The organism is Pseudomonas triclosanedens, assembly GCF_026686735.1.
Lineage (GTDB): Bacteria > Pseudomonadota > Gammaproteobacteria > Pseudomonadales > Pseudomonadaceae > Pseudomonas > Pseudomonas triclosanedens.
Genome location: NZ_CP113432.1, coordinates 3,020,692 through 3,038,739 on the forward strand (window position 1 = coordinate 3,020,692; position 18,048 = coordinate 3,038,739).

Below are 18,048 nucleotides of genomic sequence, written 5' to 3' on the forward strand. Positions count from 1 at the left end.
CGGCATCAGGGTGGCGGTTCAGCGAGACCGCGAGGGCCGGCGATACCCCAGATGGCCAATCCGACTATCGGGAAAATCGCGATTAGCAAGGCCCAGAGAGCCTTTGCGTTTACGTCCTTATCGCTGCGGAAAACACTGACGATGGCCCACAGGTCGAGCAAGACAATGATCACCGCAACACCAATGAATGTGAGGGACAGAAAAGTCGACATCGGATACCTCCGAACTGCAGGTGTATGCGGTGGGCATGCAGAGCAGTCCAAGGTTCCATCCAGGCGATCACCGCAGTGAGAACTTTCGAAGTCACGACAATCCTCGCTGAAACAGTCTCGACATTCGACTCGCCGGCCTCATCAATGCCGTCTGGCTTTGGGCGTAGTTGAACCCAGGCCTTTGCCTCGTCTGCTCCTTCTGCCCGCACAGGGGCTCTCGCCGGTTGAATCCAGCGCCAGAACAGCCAGAGAAATGAGCGACCTGCGAGGTTCCAGATCTTCCGCAGGCCGTTCATTTTCGCTACCGCGCAATTACCACATCACCCGCACGCCAACCTTGGCCCCCACCGAGTGGCTGTCTCCGAAGCCCTGCAGGCTGGTACGCCCGAGCAGCTCGCCGAACAGCATGGATCGGCCGTTATCCCAGTCCAGCGATCCACCTACGCCGAGACCGCCCCAGAGGGCTTGCTCTTCGCTCTTCACATGCAGCTCGTCAACGTCCGCCGAGGTACCGTTGGCGAAGTCGTAATAGAGATTGGCAATACCGTAGATGTGCGAGCGGCTGGTCTTTGCGTTGCTGGAGATCCACTGGGTTTCGCGGTCTAGGGAAACGCCCAGACGGGAAATCACGCTGTCGCCGTTGTCGTCGGAGACCTTGGCGCCGTAATCGTCGGTGAACGAATCGAAGCGCACCTGCGACCAGCTCAGTTGAGCCTGCGGGGTAACCGACCAGATGTCGTCCAGCGCCACCCGACGACCCACTTCGACGCTGGCGGCCGCCCCGTTGCCCCGGTTGCCCTTCTCCAGCTTCTTGCCCAGTTGCGAGGAGCGCAGGTCGCTGTCGTACCAGCTCAGTGTTGCCTGACCGTCCACATAGGTACCGTCGTTGCCGTACCAGGTGGCGGTGCCGCCGAAGCCATAGCCAGTTACATCGATGGAGCCGTCGCCATACATCGAGGAGACGCTGGAATTGGCAGTGCCATAGTGCATGGTCGGGCCGACGACCAGAGTGCCGGCGTCGCTTTCATAGACCGGCGCATCGAATCCCGCTTCGAACTTCCACAGGTGCACATCGTAGTCGGCCTTGCTGGTGCTGGAAGACGGATCGATCTGCGAGTCCGTGCCCTCCGCCCTCACCCACGCTCCACGGCCGATGGCCGGCCTGCCGCTCTTCGCCTCGCTTTGCAGCTCCGCATCCGGCTGCCAGTATCGGTTGCCGACGCGCTGCTGCATCGTGCCCAGTTCGTTCACGCGCTGCAGCACGCTGGCGTAGCTCTCGTAGAGCGGCACGGTCGGCGCCAGCAGCGGGCCGGACGGCGGCGTGACGGGCGGGTTCACAGGGGGCGCAACGACCGGGTTGTCCAGCGAGGAACGCAAGTACCAGTTGCCGTCATTGGACGCGCTCGTGCTGCCCTGGTACAGGCGATAGGCGTAGGCACCGGCCACGACGGCAGGCTGCCCTTGGTAGGTGTAGTTGCCGAGCAGGGTGAACACGCCGCTGGAAGCGCCCCCGACTTCGATGATCCGGATGCCCTCCGCCGTCTGGGCGCCTGCTCCGCCGAAATTGGTAACCCGGACGGGCGTGGTGCCAGACGTCGAGCCAGTGATGACCAGGCGGTCGGTGGGGGAGTCATCGCCCTTCAGTTGGGTCCGGATCTCAATCGCGCCGCCCGAAGGAGCGTAGTCCCCGGCAATAGTCAGCGTACCCAGGCTGCCGGGATGGCCAGGGGCGATGATCCCGCTGCTGGTCGTGGTCCCAACCTGGCCGATGCCGGTCAGACGCGCTCCGGACAGGACGTTCATGGTGCCTCCCAAGGTGCCGTCCACCTGCAATGTTCCAGCCTGCACCTGGGCATCGCCCGTAAAGTTCGTACTGTTGCCGCTCAGAGTGAGGGTGCCCGCTCCCAGTTTGTTGAATGCCGAGTTCCCGCTAAAAGCGGTGGCGATACCGATGTCATGGGAGTTGCTGTCGAACCAGGCGCCTTCGCTGCCAATGATCAGCGCCGGGATGTTTTTCAGGAAATCGGCTTCGTCCTTGTTCGCCCGCAGAATGCCGCCATCCAGATCGAGCGTCGCGGCACCGGGACCCGCTTCTACAGCCGCCGTTTCAATAACGCCCCGCCCGCTCGCATCCCCCTTCAAGTGCACGGTCCCAACTCCACCTGCGGCGGTGCCGATTCGCACCTCGTCACCCGTGTGCACAAGCCCGCCCTTCTCGACAGTAACGATTCCGACGCCTTCAACCCCGACCTGCAGGTCGTCGGTGGCACTCAGCCGCGATACGTTGCCAGTGGTGCTCGACACAGTGACGCTGCCGACGGCGCCTGGACGGTATCCGACATAGACGGTGGCGGCGCCGCCCCCGGTCTGCTCGGTTGCGACCGAGCCACCCTCCCGTACACTGAGGTCGCCCACCCCCTCGAACCCCACGTAGATATTGTTGAGAGGGGTCCAGCTAGAGCCGGCATCGGTGACGGTGACCTGTCCCATCCCGCCCAGCTCCGTTCCTAGCAATGCTTGCTCGCTGCGCACCTCGCCACCATTGTTGACTTGGAGCATCCCGGCTCCCTTCATGCCGATCTGGAAGGTAGGCAATAGACCGGGGCCAGCGCTGGCATCCCAGAGCGAATTGGGCCCTGAAACGATGACGGTACCGGTGGAGCCTGGCTCCCTGGCGACGACGGCGGTCCCGACACTGCGCACATTGCCGCCGTTGATGATTATGAGCGCTCCGTTACCGTCCAAGCCGATATAGGTATCGCCATTATTGATCCAGCGCGAGGCGGTTCCGCTGCCGTCGGTACCTTGCACAGTAACGCTACCATTGGCGAGGCTACCGACAACGCCAGAGTCGTTTTCCACGCTCGCCCCCGCATCTATCAGCAGAGAACCAGCGGCACCATCCCCTACATAAAGGTCACCGACGACGGTCCAGTTGGGCGAGTTGGGGGGCCAGGGAGTGATGCTACCTGTAGCGGTTACACTCTGGGCCAAGGCCAGTCGAGTAGCATCCAAGCTGAAAATTGAAGCCGCTATTGCAAGGGCGAGTGTGTGGCGACGAGCGAACGCAGCGTTATTGCACTTCAAGGCACATGTTCCCTGTGTTGTTCTAATTGTTGCTTCGATTCATGCAGGATCTATCGGCCGCAGAACCGAAGTAATGAAGACCGTTCGGAACCTTTTTCTGCCTCCCCCACAGGGTGGGGCGAGATCAAGTCTCGGTTGGTGCGAGCGGTAGCTGTTTCCGGATGAGCGACAGCAGCACCTATCGGTTTGGCGCCACCGTTCATCCCCAACGCTGAACGCCCGCGAACTGGACCAGTCATCCGGTCGTAACACCTCGCGGCGGCGATGTCACCAGCCGCCAACTTCTCCGGTACAGCGATATGGAGGACACGACATGGGCTGGAACGATCATCAAGACGTGGCGCTCATACAGCAGTTACGCCAGTTGCTCGCCGCGCAGGTCCTGGAGGCCGATAGCCGCCAGGAGATCCTCGCCCGCTACTTGCTCGATCACGGCTTTGCTGCGCTTTCTGAGGAGCAGCAGAAACAATTCCGTGAAGAGTTGCTGCCGCTGATGGAGCCCACGCTCGAGACGGAAACCGAGCAGCGCCTGGACATGCAGATCAACGATCCTGGCAATGAAGATCCCGGCTCGCTGATTGAGCTCGATGTCAACGAAGGCGCCACACCCCGGCGCTGAGAGTCCGGTTTCGCTATGACCGCCTTGCATGTCAGGGCCAGGAGTCTGCCATGACCTTCCCGCTGATCGCCTTTTTCACTCGTCCCGAGCAGGCCTGGCGTGATCTGCGCCAGAACGTCAGCCGCCATCCCAAGTCATTCATGCCATTCTGGCTGTTGATGCCATTGATCCCCGCCGTCTGCCTGCTGATCGGCACGACGCAGGTTGGCTGGAGATTGCCCGGCAACGAAGAAACCCAGGTGCTGAGTCTTGCAAGCGGCGCCCTCCTCGCCTTCTGGTGCTATGCAGGCCTGGTGGCGGGTATCGTGGTCATTGCCTACCTGGTGCGCTGGGTTCTGTTTCGCACGCAGAGCCGGCCAGCGGTGGGTTACAGCATGGGTTTCTCTACCGCAGTGGCGCTTCCGCTGATGATTGCCGGGCTGGCCGCACTGATGCCTTCGCGCTGGTTGATGATCCTCGCCGCGGCTCTGGCCACGGCCTATTCGGGCTGGCTACTGTTCATCGGGCTGCCGATCTACATGCGCTTGAGCCAACGGCAGACCGCGTTCTACGGCGCCTGCATCCTGGCTTTCGGCTTTCTCGCACTGCTTACCACCGCATTCGCCTTCCTCGAATTATGGGGCCAGACGCTGCTTGGCAGCGGCGAGTACCTGCAGCAATAGCCAGCCTCAGCGCTCCGGCTGCGGCACGGGCTCTTCCGGTGGTTGCTGCATGGGGACTTCTTCGGGAAAGTCCTCGGGAATCTGGCTCTCGCGATCCGGCGGAGCCTCCTGGGGTTCGGGGCGCTGTGAGCGAACGGTCAGTGACATGACGCTTACCTCCAACCAAAGCTGCGGCAAGAACCGCCGGTCTGTCGTTGGATATCTGGCAGCAGGATCGTTCGATTTTTCTTGCCGTAGTGCGTCGTTGCACGCCACCTGCGGGAAACTCTGAACCCCCGCACTTGAGCTCCGTCAACCGCTACACCTCGTACCGCGAGGGCATTCCATCCGATACGGAGAATCATCATGAACACGACAGCTCTTCTACGCGGCGCACTGCTGTGTGCTTTCATCCTCCCGGCCGGGCCGCTGCTGGCGGCGGACCAGGATTCGGCAAAGGACCAACACTTCGTCACCGAGGCTTCGGCTGCCGGGATGGCGGAAATCGACGCTGCCAAACTGGCCCTGAAGAAGAGCCAGTCCCCCGACGTGAAGACCTTCGCGCAGCACATCATCGATGACCACAGCAAGGCCAACGCGACCTTGAAGACGCTCGCCGAGAAGCATCGGCTGCAGCTTGCAGAAAGTGCCAGCCTGACCAACCAGGCGAAGGCCAAGGTACTCGATGTGCGCGAGGAGTCCTTCGATGCGGCATACGCCAACAATCAGGTCGGCGCCCACGAGGAAGCGGTGAAGCTCTTCACCGACGCGGCAAACAACGCCAGCGACACCGACATCAGGAAGTTCGCCCAGGACACCCTGCCAGTGCTCCAGCAACACCTGGAAATGGCGCAGGACCTGGTCAAGGCGCACCCTTCGGAATGAGGCTGGATGAAGGCCGGAGCGCGAGTCCGCACTCCGGTCCGTCCTGAGCTCAGCCTCCCATCTGCTGGCGTAGCGCGCGGATCTGATCCAGGTTGCGGATCACTCCGGCGTACTGTCTTTCCACCATCTCGCGAATGTCCATCGGCAACGCCTGCTTCAGCGCGTCCGTATAGTGCTGCAGGGCCACACCCTCGCCGCGCTCGCACTCGCTGAGCACCGCAGCTTCATCCTTGCCGCTGACCCAGGCGCGCAGGTCGATCCAGCGCCTGTGCAGGTCCGCCCCGACGCTGGTGCCATGCTCCGGACGGCCGCCCAGCTCCAGAACCTGTTTCTCCAATTGTTCCGCCGCCAGCTCGCACTCGCCGGAGCGCCGTTGGAATAGTTCCTTCAACGGCGGCGGCGTCACGTTGTCGGCGCAGGCAAGAAAGCCTTTCTGGCCATCACGGCATGTCTCGATCAGGTCGTTGAGGATGGAGACCGTCGCCTTGTCGCTATCGCTCATCATCTTGGGATTCCTCCAGTGCTGTCGATCGAAGACGGCCGGTACATCAGTCAGCCGCCGGGGGTTTCGCTGCGTTCAGCCCCTCACCAGCCGGCCGGCACGCTCGCCGACCACCATCTCGGTGATCCAGCGCACCAGGATCTGCGTGTAGTCGTCCTGCGACTGCTCGCTGCTCAGCGCATGATCGGCCCGGTCGATGATCCGGTGAGTCAATGAGTGCGTGTGCTGGAAGGCGGCCCGATAGCTCATGATGGTGGCGTGAGGAATGAAGTCATCGTGCTCCGACTGCACCAGCAGCACATCGCCGGTGAACGCGGCACAGGCCTTCAGCGCCCGGTTGCTGGCCGCCGGTATATGAGAGGCGCGATAGATCATCAGATCGTCGCGTGGCAGATCACGCTTGGGCAGCGACCAGTCCTCGTCGCGATAGATGGCCGGTACGCGTAGAGCCAGCCAACGCACGGCGCGCAGCTCGGTGAGAATAGAGGCGAGATAGCCGCCGTAGCTGGTGCCGACCACCGCGATGGCCGAGGGGTCGATCCGCGGATGCGCCGCCAGACGATCATAGGCCGCCAGCAGGTCATTGAGGTTGTCTTCCCGCGTGATCCGGGCCTGCTGCGCCTCCCCTGCCCCGTGGCCCCGCAGGTCGAAGGTCAGGCACACGCAGCCGAGCCCGGCGATGCCCCGGGCCCGCTTGAGATCGCGTTGCTGGCTGCCGCCCCAGCCGTGCACGAACAGAACGCCCGGCACATGAGTGATGGGACTGAGGAAATTGCCCTGCAGGTGTTGCGGGCCAACATCGATGTCGATGTTTTCATCGTTGGAGTTCATGAGGTTCCACCATTGCGTACTTCAGCACGAGATCGCCGTGGGGGTCGGGGCCTCGGTACAGGACGTGCGCGTTGTCAGGTAGCGGCTTGTCTTCGAAGATTTCGAAGGACGCGGCGCGGATCACGCACAGGGCGGGTTCGGCGACGAAAGCTTCCAGCGCTGCCAGTTCGGCACCGCTGGCGCCGCCAATACGCCAGGACTGCTCCAGCACGCCTGAACACGGTCGACCCCGGATATCCGTGCCCTGGACCAGGTCGTAATTGCGGCGAGACGCGTAGAACTGCGGAAACGACTGATGTGCCGCGCGATCGAACAATAGCGCTTGCTGGATCGTCTCCCTTACCGGGGCGACCAGGTCCAGGGACAGCAATCCGTCGAAGTCCCCGCGCACCACCAGCAAGTCGCTGCCGCCATACACCAGCTCGCCGCGGGGGTTGCGGGTCTGTTGCTGGATGCCGTGGTAGCTGAGCAGCACACCAGTGATCATCACCTGGCCGACGCTGTGTGTCCGCACCTCCTGCAGATCGTCCTCGATGACCAGGCCCAGGCGGTAATCCGGCTCTTCCAGGTGCCGCAACGCATCGGCCAGCTCATCGATATCGCTGATGACCTGCTGACCCATTCCTCCCCGTCCACCTGCGGGCTTCAGGCGTTGCGGCCCGCGCTTCAGACGCGCGCTGGCACAGCGCACCGCGTCGTTGTGGCAGAACACGCTGTTGCCATCCAGCACCAGGGGCTGCACACGCCGCGCGAAGGTGTCGTTCCAACCCTTGGGTGTCAGGGTCGGGCGCTCGAACAGCGGATGCACGATGGCCTTTCCGCCCTGGAATTCGCGCTCGACGTAGCCACCGAACAGGTCAAGCGGGCCGTGAACACCCAGCCTTGCCGCCTGGGCGCGGCCGGCGACCGTGGCGTCCGGCACCCAGTAGATCGATCGTCCCGCACTGCCCTGCCCGGGAAGCTCGGCACTGAACTCCAGCCCCTGGATATCCGCCAGCCAACGGGCCAGCGCCTGGTTGGTCTGCACATCCGCAGGGTGCGCGTCGGGTTCCAGCGAGCAGGCGACGACCAGACGTGAGCTGTCGGCAGTGATCATGGATTGCCTCCCTCGGGCAGGATGTATGAACACTCGACTGTCGATGCAGTCAGGGGTTCTAAGCACATGACGAACAGTGGAGCGCACATGAATCCCGATCGCGAAGCGCAGATCCGCCAGAAGGCCCATGACATCTGGGTTGCCGAAGGTAAACCTCGCGGACAGGAAATCCGCCACTGGAAAATGGCCGAGGAAAGCCTGGATAGCACCCTGCCGGTCGAGCGCGCCCAGGACATTGAATACAAGGGCAAGGAGCACCCGCGCCGCGAGGCGTAAGGCAGGCAAAATGCAACCCGTGGCGCTGACCATCGTGCAGTTTGCTGATTGCACGGCGCCATCCACCGGCGCATTTCTTCTGCTCGATCAGATAGTTGGACCAACCCCGAAGACTGGTACGCCCCCTGCTTGCAGCACTCTCGACGCCCGGGCCCGTTCGCTCACGGCGTGCTTGTGACTTCGATGAACAATCCATCTCACGCGAGAGCAGCCATGCTGGATCTGTGGACGCCATTCGACCGTTGGACCAGCGTTCAGGTCTTCCTGAATGTCGCGACTCTCTGTGCCGCCGTCATCCTGGGCCTGCGCATGCTGCTGCCGCTGGCGGAGCGCCTGACGTGTCGAATGCCCTTCGTCCACGAACTGCTGGTGCAGTCGCGTACTCCGCTGCTGTTCCTCGCGCCCTTGCTGGTGATCCACACTCTGTGGGATTCGTCCGCGCTGCCCAACCTGGAGTTGCCGCGCCATGTCAGCCGATTGCTGATTATCGCCGTACTGACCTGGCTGGGCCTGCGCCTGGTGCGCTCCCTGCGCACCTCGATCCTGCGCCTGCACCCGGTCACCGTGAGCGATAACCTGCGGGCGAGGCGCGTACATACCCAGGTGATGGTCCTCGAGCGATTGCTCAGTGGCCTGGTGCTGATCCTTGGCATCGCCGCGATGCTGATGACCTTTCCCGCCGCCAGCCAGTTCGGCGCCAGCCTGCTGGCCTCAGCCGGGCTTGCAGGCCTCGCCGTGGGCTTTGCCGCGAAGCCGGTGCTGGGCAATCTCATCGCCGGGCTGCAGATCGCCCTCACCCAGCCGATCCGCCTCGACGACGTCGTTATCGTGCAGGGCGAATGGGGGCGCATCGAAGAAATCACCGGCACCTTCGTCGTTGTGCGCATCTGGGACGACCGGCGATTGGTAGTGCCGCTGCAGTGGTTCATCGAGAACCCCTTCCAGAACTGGACCCGCGCCACCTCCAACATCACCGGCGCGCTCATCCTCTGGGTCGACTACCGCACCCCGCTCGAGCCGCTGCGCCAGGAACTCGACCGCCTGTGCAAGAGCACCTCGCTGTGGGACGGACGGGTTTCCGTGCTGCAAGCCATCGAATGCAGCGAAACAGCGGTGCAACTGCGGGTGCTGGTCAGCGCCGCAGACTCATCGCGCAACTGGGACCTGCGCTGTTTCCTGCGCGAGCACCTGCTGCTGTTCATTACCACCCGCTATCCGCAGAGCCTGCCGCTGGTGCGCGCGGCGATGCTCAGCGACTGGCCGCAGGCGCCTGGCAACGACCAGGCGGCGCGAGTACCCGAACGCCAGCCGCCAGTGTGATCACGACCGCTGGCGGAAAAATCGAAACTTCGTCCGCGCAGGGCCAGTCCCTCCGAAGGACAACCCGGAAAACCACGGAGACACCCAAGGGCTTGCAGGAATCGCCGGCCCTCACCGACAAGAAGCGAGGAACACGACAATGCCTGACCAGTTGGCCGATGTGCGCCTGGAAGAGCCCTGCCCATCCAACCTGCCGCCGATCTTTCCGGCCGAAGGCATGCCGAAAAGGCACAAACGCATCCTCTTCGTGACGTCCGAGTTCACCGACTTCGTCAAGGCCGGCGGCCTGGGTGACGTCTCCGCGGCCCTGCCAAGGGCGCTGCTCGCCGAGCACGACATCCGAGTGCTGCTGCCAGGTTATCCGCAGGTCCTGCAAAGCGCGGTGGCCTGCAAGGTGGTCGGCCACCTTCCCGGTATGGCCGCACTGCCGGCCTGTGACATCGGCGAATTGCGGCTGGCCGACGGACTGGTGGTCTACGCGCTGATCTGCCCGGAGCTTTACGACCGTCACGGCACTCCCTACGGCGATGACCAGGGCCAGGAGTGGCCGGACAACCACATCCGTTTCGCCCGTCTGAGCCTGGCGGCGGCGGATATCGCCGCGGGGCGATCCGAATTGAGCTGGTGCCCGGACCTGCTGCACGTGAATGACTGGCCCGCCGCTCTCGCACCGGCTTACATGGCCTGGCGCGAACAAGCTACGCCCAGCGTGCTGACCATCCATAACCTTGGCTATCAGGGCTCCTGCCCGCTTGGCTGCTGCGCGGAACTGGGCCTGCCGGATACCGCCGGCCTGCCGGAAAGCATGGAGTTCTACGGCAAGCTGTCGTTCCTCAAGGCGGGCATCAGCCATGCCAGCCATATCACCACCGTCAGCGAAACCTATGCGCGCGAAATCACTGGCGAAAAATTCGGCTGCGGCATGCACGGCGTACTCACCCAACGGCGCCGGCGCGGCCAGCTAAGCGGCATCACCCACGGTATCGACGGCAGTTGGACGCCAAATCTCGACCCTCATCTGGTCGAGCGCTTCGATGCCACCCATCTGGCCGGCAAGCGGCGTAACGCCGAGCATGTCGAGCGGCAGTTCGGTCTGCTGCCGGGGCGCGGTCCCCTGTTTGCGGTGGTGTCGCGCCTGGTGCATCAGAAAGGTATCGACCTGACGCTGGCCATCGCCGACGAAATGATCGCCGCCGGCGGCCGGCTGGTCGTCATTGGCCGTGGCGAACCGGAGCTCGAGCAAGCGATGAAGCGGCTGGCAGAGAACTATCCCGGTCGCGTCGGCGTACACATCGGTTTCGACGAAACCGAGGCGCGGCGCATCTTCGCCGCCAGCGACTTCCTGCTGATGCCCTCGCGCTATGAGCCCTGCGGACTCAGCCAGATGTATGCGCAGCGCTTCGGCTCGCTACCCATTGCCCGGCACACGGGCGGGTTGGCCGACACCATCGTCGATGGCGTCACCGGCCTGCTGTTCCGCGACGAAACTCCCGAGAGCTACTTCGACGCCATAAGCCGCGCATTGAACATCTACCGCTATCCTGACCTGCTCGATGCCATGCGCCGCAAGGCCATGAAATCGCCTCTACGCTGGGAAGACGCCGCGCGCCCGTACACCTCCCTGTATCAGCGGCTGTTGCAGCAGGCGCCGGCGCGAGCGTTCCGATGAGCCAGGCGTTCAAGGCAGGAGCGTTGCCGCAAGGCAGCGGCATCACGCGCTTTTCGCTGTGGGCGCCGGATGCCCGCCGGGTCACCGTGGAGCTTGGCAATGGCGGCCAGTACCAGCTATCGAAGCATGCCGAGGGCTGGTTCAGCGAAGAACTGCCCTGCCCCGCCGGCACTGCCTACCGGTTTCGGATCGACCAGCGCCTGAGCGTCGCCGATCCTGCCTCCCGGGCGCAGGCCGGCGGCGTCGAGGGCGCGAGCCTGGTGGTGGACTACACGGGCTACCCCTGGAAGCATCGCGAATGGCGCGGCCGTCCCCGGCATGAAGTGGTGTTGTACGAGGCACATGCCGGGCTGCTTGGCGGTTTTGCCGGCATCCAGGCGAAGTTGCCGGAACTGGCGCGGCTGGGGATCACCGCCATCGAGCTGATGCCCCTCAACACCTTTCCCGGCCAGCGCAACTGGGGCTACGACGGAGTGCTGCCCTACGCGCCGGCTGACGCCTACGGTGGGCCGGACGACCTGCGGCGGCTGATCGACAGCGCCCACGGCCTGGGCCTGATGGTCTTCATCGACGTGGTCTACAACCACTTCGGTCCCCAGGGAAACTATCTGGGCCAGTATGCCAGCGCCTTCTTCCGCGACGACCTTCGAACCCCTTGGGGGACGGCCATCGACTTCCGCCGTCCTGCGGTACGCGAATTCTTCATCGGCAATGCCGAGATGTGGATCCGGGAGTACCGGGTCGATGGCCTGCGGATCGACGCGGTACATGCCATCCCGGACAAGAGTTTTCTGCGCGAGCTGGCCGAGCGTGCCCGCACAGCGGCCGCAGGGCGCCACCTGCACCTGGTGCTGGAGAACGAGCACAACGAAGCGAGCCTGCTGCGGAACGCCTTTGACGCCCAGTGGAACGATGACCTGCATCATGCGCTGCACGTGCTGCTGAGCGGTGAAAGCGAGGGCTATTACAGCGACTTCGCTGCGCGCCCGATCGAGCATCTTTGCCGCTGCCTGCGCGAGGGCTTCGCCTTTCAGGGCGAGACTGACTATCGCGGCCTGACGCGGGGCGAACCGAGCGGCGACCTGCCACCGCACGCCTTCGTAGCCTTTCTGCAGAACCATGATCAGGTAGGCAATCGCGCCTTCGGCGAGCGACTGATCACCCTCTGCCACCCCGAGCAGTTACGCGCCGCCATTGCCCTGGTGCTGCTCCTGCCCATGGTGCCGATGCTCTTCATGGGCGAGGAATGGGGCGAGCGCCGGCCATTCCTCTACTTCACCGATTACCAGGGCGAGCTGGCCAGCGCCGTCACCGCCGGGCGGCGCGCGGAGTTCATTCAGTTCAGCCGTTTTCGCGAGCCGGATGCCGCGCAAGGCATTCCCGATCCAAACGCTGAGCACACCTTCGACAGTTCGCGACCGCAACCGGACCAGGGCGATCCACAGTGGCGGGAGCACTATCGGCAACTGCTCGAACTGCGCCATCGCTGGTTGACTCCACGTTTGCCCGGCAGTCGCGCGGTGGATGCCCGACCGTTGGGCGAGCGGGCGCTCACCGCCAGGTGGCGGCTGGGCGATGGCAGCCTGTGGCGCATCGACCTGAACCTGGGCGAGCAAGACGTGAACGTCGAACCGCCTGGCGAAAGCGCCCAACTGCTGTTCTGCAGCGGACAGAGCGCCGCTCACTATCGACATGGCTGGCTCGGCCCCGCCGGGCTGGTCCTCAGCCTGGAGATATCCTGATGAGCGATGCGCAATTGGAACGGCTGGCAACCCGCGCAGGGCTGAAGATCGAATGGATCGATGCCGACAACCGCGCGCAACGGCTGACCCCGGAAGTGCAGCGCAGCGTTCTGGAAGCCTTGGGATTTCCCGCCCGGAGCCCGGAGCAGATTCTGCAGAGCCTGGAAGTTCTGCAGCAACGCAGCGCCGTGCCATCGGCATTGATCACCGCAGAGCGCGGCAAGCCGGTATCGATCTCCGCCCCGGCGGGCACCGCGTACCGCCTGCTGGATGAAGATGGTGCCGATCATCGTCATGGCCATCTCGACGAGCACGGGCGACTGCAGGCGCCGGACCGTAGCGGCTACTACAGCCTGCACCTGGGCGACCATGAAATCCTGCTGGCCGTGGCGCCGCCGCGCTGCCCATCGGTGCAGCAGTTGTGCACGGGCAAGCACCGTGCCTGGGGCCTGGCCACGCAGTTGTACTCATTACGCCGCGAGCACGATGGCGGCATTGGCGACATCGCGGCGCTGCAAGACCTGGCGCGCAGCGCCGCACGGCACGGCGCCGACGCGCTGGCGATCAGCCCGGTGCATGCGATGTTTCCCGCCGCGCGGCATATCTACAGCCCTTACTCGCCATCCAGCCGCTTGCTGTTCAACGAACTCTATGCCGCCCCGGGCTTGCTGCTGGGCGATGAAACGGTGCGCCAGGCGATTGCCGCAACCGGCCTGGACCAGGAGTGGGGGCGTCTGGAGCGACTGCCACTGATCGACTGGCTGGGCGTCGCCCACGCTCGCGACCGCCTGCTGGGCCAGCTCTATCGCCAGTTCCAGCAGAGCGATGGAGAGTTGCACGAGGACTTCCTCGCCTTCCGCGCCCAGGGCGGCGCCGAACTGCTGCAGCACTGTTGCTTCCAGGTCTTGCAGTTGCGCCGCGCCGAGTCTGGCGACGGCATGGACTGGCGCTTCTGGCCGCACTCCTACCGCAATGCCGCCAGCGCCGAGCTGGGGCATTTCATGATCGACGAAGAACAAGCGATCAGCCAGCAGGCGTTCGGCCAGTGGCTGATCGCCCGTGGCCTGCAGCAGGTACAACGCACCGCGCAGGACGGCGGCATGGGGATCGGACTGATCGCCGACCTGGCCGTCGGAGTGGATCCCTCAGGGAGCCAGGCCTGGATGCGCCAGAGCGAGCTGCTCGGCGGCGTCAGCATCGGCTGCCCGCCGGACACCCTCAACCGTAGCGGCCAGGACTGGGGGCTCTGTGCCTTTTCCCCCGATGGCCTGCGGCGCCAGGGCTTCCGCGCCTTCATCGAAATGCTGCGGGCCAACCTGCGCTACGTTGGCGGACTGCGTATCGACCATATCCTTGGCCTGCGCCGCCTGTGGCTGATACCCACTGGCGCTCCGCCGGAGGCTGGCGCCTATCTCGACTATCCATTCGACGACCTGTTGCGGCTGCTCTGCCTGGAGGCTGAGCGGGCCAATGCGCTGATTATCGGCGAAGACCTTGGCACCGTTCCCGAGGGCATGCGCGAAATGCTCTCTGCCAGAGGCATCCTCGGTACGCGTGTACTGCTGTTCGAGCAGCAGCACGGCCATTTCATCGCTCCCCGGCAGTGGCCGGCCGATGTGCTGGCGACCACCACCACTCACGACCTGCCGACCCTGGAGGGCTGGCGGCAAGGGCGTGACATCGACTGGCGCGAGCGTCTTGGCCAGCGCTCCAGCGCCGCTTCGACGGATGATCGCGGTGGCCGTGAACGAGAAACCGCGGCTTTGCAGCGCGCGCTGAACGAACATGGCGTCGGTGGTCATTCACTGTTGGACGGAGCCATTGAATTCCTCGGCACGACCCCGGCACAGCTAGTGTTGCTGCCGATGGAAGATGTCATGGCCTGCGTCGAGCAGCCGAACCTGCCGGGGCCTGGAGACGCCCACCCCAACTGGCGACGACGCTTCGCCCGGCCGGCGCGGGACATGCTCGATGCGCCGGAAGTCAGCGCGCGTCTGGAGCGGCTGCGCCGGGCCCGTGATCGAGGGCGCGAACATGGCTGATATCCGCGCCACCCTGCGCCTGCAATTCAACCGCGGGTTCACCCTGGATGACGCCCTGCCCTGGCTCGACTACTTCTCGCGCCTGGGCATCAGTCACCTCTACGCCTCGCCGCTGCTGGCAGCACAGCCTGGTTCCAGCCACGGCTACGACACCGTCGACCCGACGCGCATCAGCGACGAGCTGGGCGGCGAAGCGGCGCTGCGCCGGCTGGTTGGTGGCCTGCGGCTGCACGGGATGGGGTTGATCGTCGATACAGTGGCCAACCACATGCGCATCGGCGATGCCAATCCCTGGTGGCAGGATGTACTCGAATGGGGACTGGACAGCCCTTACGCGCACTTCTTCGATATCCGCTGGCATAGCGACGACCCGCTACTGGACCAGCAAGTGCTGCTGCCTTGCCTTGGCGGGGACTATGCCGACGAACTGGCGGCAGGCAGCATCCGGCTCGACTACCAGGCCGAGGACGGGCGCTTCCTGTTGCGCTATGGCGAACACCGTTTCCCGGTCTGCCCGGCAAGCTTCGGCATGATCCTCTCCCATTCGCCCTTGGCGGCGCTGCGCGAACTGTCGCCGCGCTTCGCCGAGTTGCATCGCCACCCGCAGGCTCGTCATCTGGCCCAGGCACTGTGCCGGCAACTGGTCGCACTGCTTGGCGATCCGGCCATCCGCGGCATCCTGCTAGACACTTACCGCGACGACTGGCATGCCCTGCACCGGCTGCTCGAACAGCAGCACTACCGGCTGGCGAACTGGCGGGTGGCGGCGGACGACATCAACTGGCGCCGTTTCTTCGATATCAACGAGCTGGTCGGCCTGCGCGCCGAACGGCCTGATGTGTTCCGGGCCAGCCACGCCTACCTGCTCGGTCTGATGGAGCAAGGGCTGATCGACGGGCTGCGTATCGACCATGTCGATGGCCTCGCCGACCCACGCGGCTATTGCCGACGCCTATCACGGGCCACGAATGGCGCGCCGCTGTACGTGGAAAAGATTCTCGGCCCCAGCGAAGCGCTGCCCGGCGACTGGCGGGTACAAGGCAGCACCGGCTATGACTTCATGAACCAGGTGTCACTGCTGCAGCACGATGCGTTGGGCGAGCCGCTCTTGCGCAACCTCTGGCAGGAGATCAGCAATCGGCGTGACAGCTTCGCCGGCGAACTCCGCCTGGCCCGTGAGCGGGTCCTCAGCTCACTGTTCGCCGGGGATGTCGAAGGTCTGGCCCAGCAGCTCTGGCGCATCGCCCGACATGACCTGGCCAGCCGCGATATGCCGCTCGGATCGATACGCCGCGCGCTGTACCAGTTGCTCTGCGCCTTCCCGGTGTACCGCACCTATGCCGGCGCGCTGGGACGCTCGGAACAGGACCGGCGCTTCATGACCCAAGCCATTGCCGAAGCCGAGCGTCACCTGGAACCGGTGGATTTGCGCACCCTGCACTGGCTGGAGCGGGTACTGGGCGGCGAGCCACTCTGCGCGCTCCCCCCCGGCCCGTTGCGGCGGCTGCGGCAGCACGTGCTGGCGCGTTTCCAGCAATTGACGTCGCCGATTGCCGCCAAGGCCCTGGAAGACACTGCCTGCTACCGCTCGGCGGTGGCGCTGGGACGCAACGACGTCGGCTTCGACCCAGGCCGCCTCGGCTGCGAACCGGAAGAATTTCACCAGGCCTGCCAGGAGCGGTTGCGCAGCTTCCCCCAGGCGCTGCTGACCACCGCCACCCATGATCACAAGCGCGGCGAAGACTGCCGCGCGCGCCTGGCGGTGTTGAGCGAATCCGCGGACTGGTTTGCCGCCTGCGCCTGGGAATGGTGGAAGCTCGCCGCGCCGCTGCGCAAACACGTGGGGCAAGGCGTAGCACCCAGTGGTGGCGACGAGCTGATTCTCTATCAGTGCCTGCTCGGCGCCTGGCCGCTGGAACTGGTGCCGGACGATACCCTGGGGCTGCAGGACTACTACCAGCGGCTGCAGCAATGGCAGCGCAAGGCTATCCGCGAAGCCAAGCTGGAAAGCGACTGGAGCGCTCCAGCGCAGGCCTATGAACAGGCCTGCGCGGAGTTTCTCGCCGGCATCCTGCTCGACGACACCGGCCGGCCACTGTTGCAGGCCATCGCCGATGCCGCACAGCGGCTGATGCCCGCCGGTGCGCTGAACGCACTGGCGCAAGGCGTGTTACGCAACAGCGTGCCGGGCGTGCCCGATCTTTACCAGGGGTGCGAGTTCTGGGACTTCAGCCTGGTGGATCCCGATAACCGCCGCGTTCCCGACTATGCCGCGCGCGAGGCAACGCTGACCCGCGATCCGGACTGGCCAGAGCTGCTGCGCACCTGGCGCGACGGGCGCATCAAACAGGCGCTGTTGGCCCATACCCTTGGCCTGCGCAGGCAATGGCCGACGTTGTTCAGCCAGGGGGACTACCTGCCCCTGGTGGTCCGTGGCGAGCAGGCCCGGCGGGTGCTCGCTTTCGCGCGCAGCTACGCCGGGCAGCACCTGCTGGTGGTGGTGCCCCGCTGCTGCGCCTCGCTGCTGGGCACATCGCCACGACCGCACGTGCCGCCCGCCGCCTGGGGCGATACCCATCTGCAACTGCCTTCGCACCTGGGCGCCGGGCGCTGGCAAGGCTTGACCGGCTGCCACCGAGTGCAGAACGGCGGGCTACGCCTGGCCGACGTGCTGGGCGATAGCCCTGTGAATCTCCTGATGCCCTGTGCTGGAGGTGAACGATGAAAGTCTCGGAACAGCGCGTTCGCGAACTGGCCTATCAGATCTGGGAATCCGAAGGTCGTCCCGAAGGCCAGCAAGAACGCCATTGGCGCATGGCCCTGAGCCTCGCCGAGGGTGAAATCGCCAATGGCCAGGAGGCACCGGCCGAAGACGTGGAACCGCGCTTCGAAGGCCGGGAAGAGCCGGAGCCGCCGGCCATCCTGCAGAAACCGCCGCGACGCCGCGGCAAGCTGCCCGCCGCTACCCCTGAAGAACCCTCGAAGCCCGCCCTCGAGCCGCGCAACAAGGCAAGTGCCGCCGCTACCCCGGGCGAGAAAGCGACGAAGACCAGGCCGAAGACGGCCAAACCCGCAACGCCCAAGCCATCCAGGGCGCCCAAGAGCAGTTGATGCCAGGAGAGCGCA

Annotated in this window: 16 protein-coding genes; 10 read left to right on the forward strand and 6 right to left on the reverse strand. The window is 64.8% G+C overall.

The features are described 5' to 3' along the window. Positions 1 to 5 precede the first annotated feature (5 nt). Both OU419_RS13970 and OU419_RS13975 read right to left on the reverse strand, forming a co-directional pair. Positions 6 to 212 (reverse strand): PLD nuclease N-terminal domain-containing protein, encoded by a 207-nt coding sequence (locus OU419_RS13970; RefSeq protein WP_254474202.1) that lies wholly within the window; start codon positions 210 to 212, stop codon positions 6 to 8. Positions 213 to 524: 312 nt separating this feature from the next. After that, positions 525 to 3,023 (reverse strand): autotransporter family protein, encoded by a 2,499-nt coding sequence (locus tag OU419_RS13975; RefSeq protein ID WP_254500548.1) that lies wholly within the window; start codon positions 3,021 to 3,023, stop codon positions 525 to 527. A 589-nt stretch (positions 3,024 to 3,612) separates the two neighbouring features. On the opposite strand from OU419_RS13975, the gene OU419_RS13980 reads away from it, so the two are divergent. Then, positions 3,613 to 3,918 carry a hypothetical protein gene (locus OU419_RS13980; RefSeq protein ID WP_254474200.1) on the forward strand — a complete coding sequence of 102 codons (306 nt, stop codon included), beginning with the start codon at positions 3,613 to 3,615 and terminating at the stop codon, positions 3,916 to 3,918. A gap of 50 nt (positions 3,919 to 3,968) precedes the next feature. Further along, the gene (locus OU419_RS13985) at positions 3,969 to 4,580 is read left to right on the forward strand and encodes a Yip1 family protein (RefSeq protein WP_254474199.1); all 612 of its coding nucleotides are present in this window, start codon (positions 3,969 to 3,971) and stop codon (positions 4,578 to 4,580) included. A gap of 6 nt (positions 4,581 to 4,586) precedes the next feature. Here the strand turns inward: OU419_RS13985 and OU419_RS13990 are convergent, their stop codons facing one another. Then, positions 4,587 to 4,727 (reverse strand): hypothetical protein, encoded by a 141-nt coding sequence (locus tag OU419_RS13990; protein WP_254474197.1) that lies wholly within the window; start codon positions 4,725 to 4,727, stop codon positions 4,587 to 4,589. A gap of 198 nt (positions 4,728 to 4,925) precedes the next feature. Here OU419_RS13990 and OU419_RS13995 point away from each other — a divergent pair, with 198 nt between their 5' ends. Continuing rightward, positions 4,926 to 5,444, forward strand: a complete 519-nt coding sequence (locus tag OU419_RS13995) for a DUF4142 domain-containing protein (protein WP_254474194.1) — start codon at positions 4,926 to 4,928, stop codon at positions 5,442 to 5,444. 49 nt (positions 5,445 to 5,493) lie between these two features. Here the strand turns inward: OU419_RS13995 and OU419_RS14000 are convergent, their stop codons facing one another. The 3 genes from OU419_RS14000 to OU419_RS14010 form a co-directional block, all read right to left on the reverse strand. Beyond that, positions 5,494 to 5,946: a PA2169 family four-helix-bundle protein gene (locus OU419_RS14000; RefSeq protein WP_254474598.1), complete on the reverse strand. Its 453-nt coding sequence runs from the start codon at positions 5,944 to 5,946 to the stop codon at positions 5,494 to 5,496. Positions 5,947 to 6,021: 75 nt separating this feature from the next. Further along, complete coding sequence (locus OU419_RS14005; protein WP_254474192.1) at positions 6,022 to 6,777, reverse strand: alpha/beta hydrolase family protein; 756 nt, start codon at positions 6,775 to 6,777, stop codon at positions 6,022 to 6,024. Continuing rightward, on the reverse strand, positions 6,761 to 7,873 hold the full coding sequence (locus OU419_RS14010; protein ID WP_254474191.1) for a DUF3182 family protein: 1,113 nt from the start codon (positions 7,871 to 7,873) through the stop codon (positions 6,761 to 6,763). Before OU419_RS14010 ends, OU419_RS14005 begins: the two co-directional genes overlap by 17 nt. A gap of 87 nt (positions 7,874 to 7,960) precedes the next feature. On the opposite strand from OU419_RS14010, the gene OU419_RS14015 reads away from it, so the two are divergent. From OU419_RS14015 to OU419_RS14045, 7 genes are all read left to right on the forward strand, one after another. After that, positions 7,961 to 8,149 (forward strand): DUF2934 domain-containing protein, encoded by a 189-nt coding sequence (locus OU419_RS14015; RefSeq protein ID WP_254474189.1) that lies wholly within the window; start codon positions 7,961 to 7,963, stop codon positions 8,147 to 8,149. A gap of 213 nt (positions 8,150 to 8,362) precedes the next feature. Then, a complete protein-coding gene (locus tag OU419_RS14020; protein WP_254474187.1) occupies positions 8,363 to 9,469 on the forward strand; it encodes a mechanosensitive ion channel family protein in 1,107 nt (368 codons plus the stop codon). A gap of 139 nt (positions 9,470 to 9,608) precedes the next feature. Then, positions 9,609 to 11,138, forward strand: a complete 1,530-nt coding sequence (gene glgA, locus OU419_RS14025; RefSeq protein WP_254474185.1) for a glycogen synthase GlgA — start codon at positions 9,609 to 9,611, stop codon at positions 11,136 to 11,138. Beyond that, positions 11,135 to 12,880, forward strand: coding sequence for a malto-oligosyltrehalose trehalohydrolase (gene treZ, locus OU419_RS14030; RefSeq protein WP_254474183.1), 1,746 nt, complete (start codon positions 11,135 to 11,137; stop codon positions 12,878 to 12,880). Before glgA ends, treZ begins: the two co-directional genes overlap by 4 nt. Then, positions 12,880 to 14,922, forward strand: coding sequence for a 4-alpha-glucanotransferase (malQ, locus tag OU419_RS14035; RefSeq protein WP_254474174.1), 2,043 nt, complete (start codon positions 12,880 to 12,882; stop codon positions 14,920 to 14,922). The genes treZ and malQ overlap by 1 nt, the downstream gene beginning before the upstream one ends. Further along, positions 14,915 to 17,647: a malto-oligosyltrehalose synthase gene (treY, locus tag OU419_RS14040; RefSeq protein WP_254474172.1), complete on the forward strand. Its 2,733-nt coding sequence runs from the start codon at positions 14,915 to 14,917 to the stop codon at positions 17,645 to 17,647. Before malQ ends, treY begins: the two co-directional genes overlap by 8 nt. Continuing rightward, the gene (locus tag OU419_RS14045) at positions 17,644 to 18,033 is read left to right on the forward strand and encodes a DUF2934 domain-containing protein (RefSeq protein ID WP_254474170.1); all 390 of its coding nucleotides are present in this window, start codon (positions 17,644 to 17,646) and stop codon (positions 18,031 to 18,033) included. Before treY ends, OU419_RS14045 begins: the two co-directional genes overlap by 4 nt. Positions 18,034 to 18,048 lie beyond the last annotated feature (15 nt).

Coding starts and splice junctions, on each gene's coding strand:
- OU419_RS13970 (WP_254474202.1), bottom strand. CDS start 212: ATGTCGACTTTTCTGTCCCTCACATTCATTGGTGTTGCGGTGATCATT.
- OU419_RS13980 (WP_254474200.1), top strand. CDS start 3,613: ATGGGCTGGAACGATCATCAAGACGTGGCGCTCATACAGCAGTTACGC.
- OU419_RS13985 (WP_254474199.1), top strand. CDS start 3,969: ATGACCTTCCCGCTGATCGCCTTTTTCACTCGTCCCGAGCAGGCCTGG.
- OU419_RS13990 (WP_254474197.1), bottom strand. CDS start 4,727: ATGTCACTGACCGTTCGCTCACAGCGCCCCGAACCCCAGGAGGCTCCG.
- OU419_RS13995 (WP_254474194.1), top strand. CDS start 4,926: ATGAACACGACAGCTCTTCTACGCGGCGCACTGCTGTGTGCTTTCATC.
- OU419_RS14000 (WP_254474598.1), bottom strand. CDS start 5,946: ATGAGCGATAGCGACAAGGCGACGGTCTCCATCCTCAACGACCTGATC.
- OU419_RS14005 (WP_254474192.1), bottom strand. CDS start 6,777: ATGAACTCCAACGATGAAAACATCGACATCGATGTTGGCCCGCAACAC.
- OU419_RS14010 (WP_254474191.1), bottom strand. CDS start 7,873: ATGATCACTGCCGACAGCTCACGTCTGGTCGTCGCCTGCTCGCTGGAA.
- OU419_RS14015 (WP_254474189.1), top strand. CDS start 7,961: ATGAATCCCGATCGCGAAGCGCAGATCCGCCAGAAGGCCCATGACATC.
- OU419_RS14020 (WP_254474187.1), top strand. CDS start 8,363: ATGCTGGATCTGTGGACGCCATTCGACCGTTGGACCAGCGTTCAGGTC.
- glgA (WP_254474185.1), top strand. CDS start 9,609: ATGCCTGACCAGTTGGCCGATGTGCGCCTGGAAGAGCCCTGCCCATCC.
- treZ (WP_254474183.1), top strand. CDS start 11,135: ATGAGCCAGGCGTTCAAGGCAGGAGCGTTGCCGCAAGGCAGCGGCATC.
- malQ (WP_254474174.1), top strand. CDS start 12,880: ATGAGCGATGCGCAATTGGAACGGCTGGCAACCCGCGCAGGGCTGAAG.
- treY (WP_254474172.1), top strand. CDS start 14,915: ATGGCTGATATCCGCGCCACCCTGCGCCTGCAATTCAACCGCGGGTTC.
- OU419_RS14045 (WP_254474170.1), top strand. CDS start 17,644: ATGAAAGTCTCGGAACAGCGCGTTCGCGAACTGGCCTATCAGATCTGG.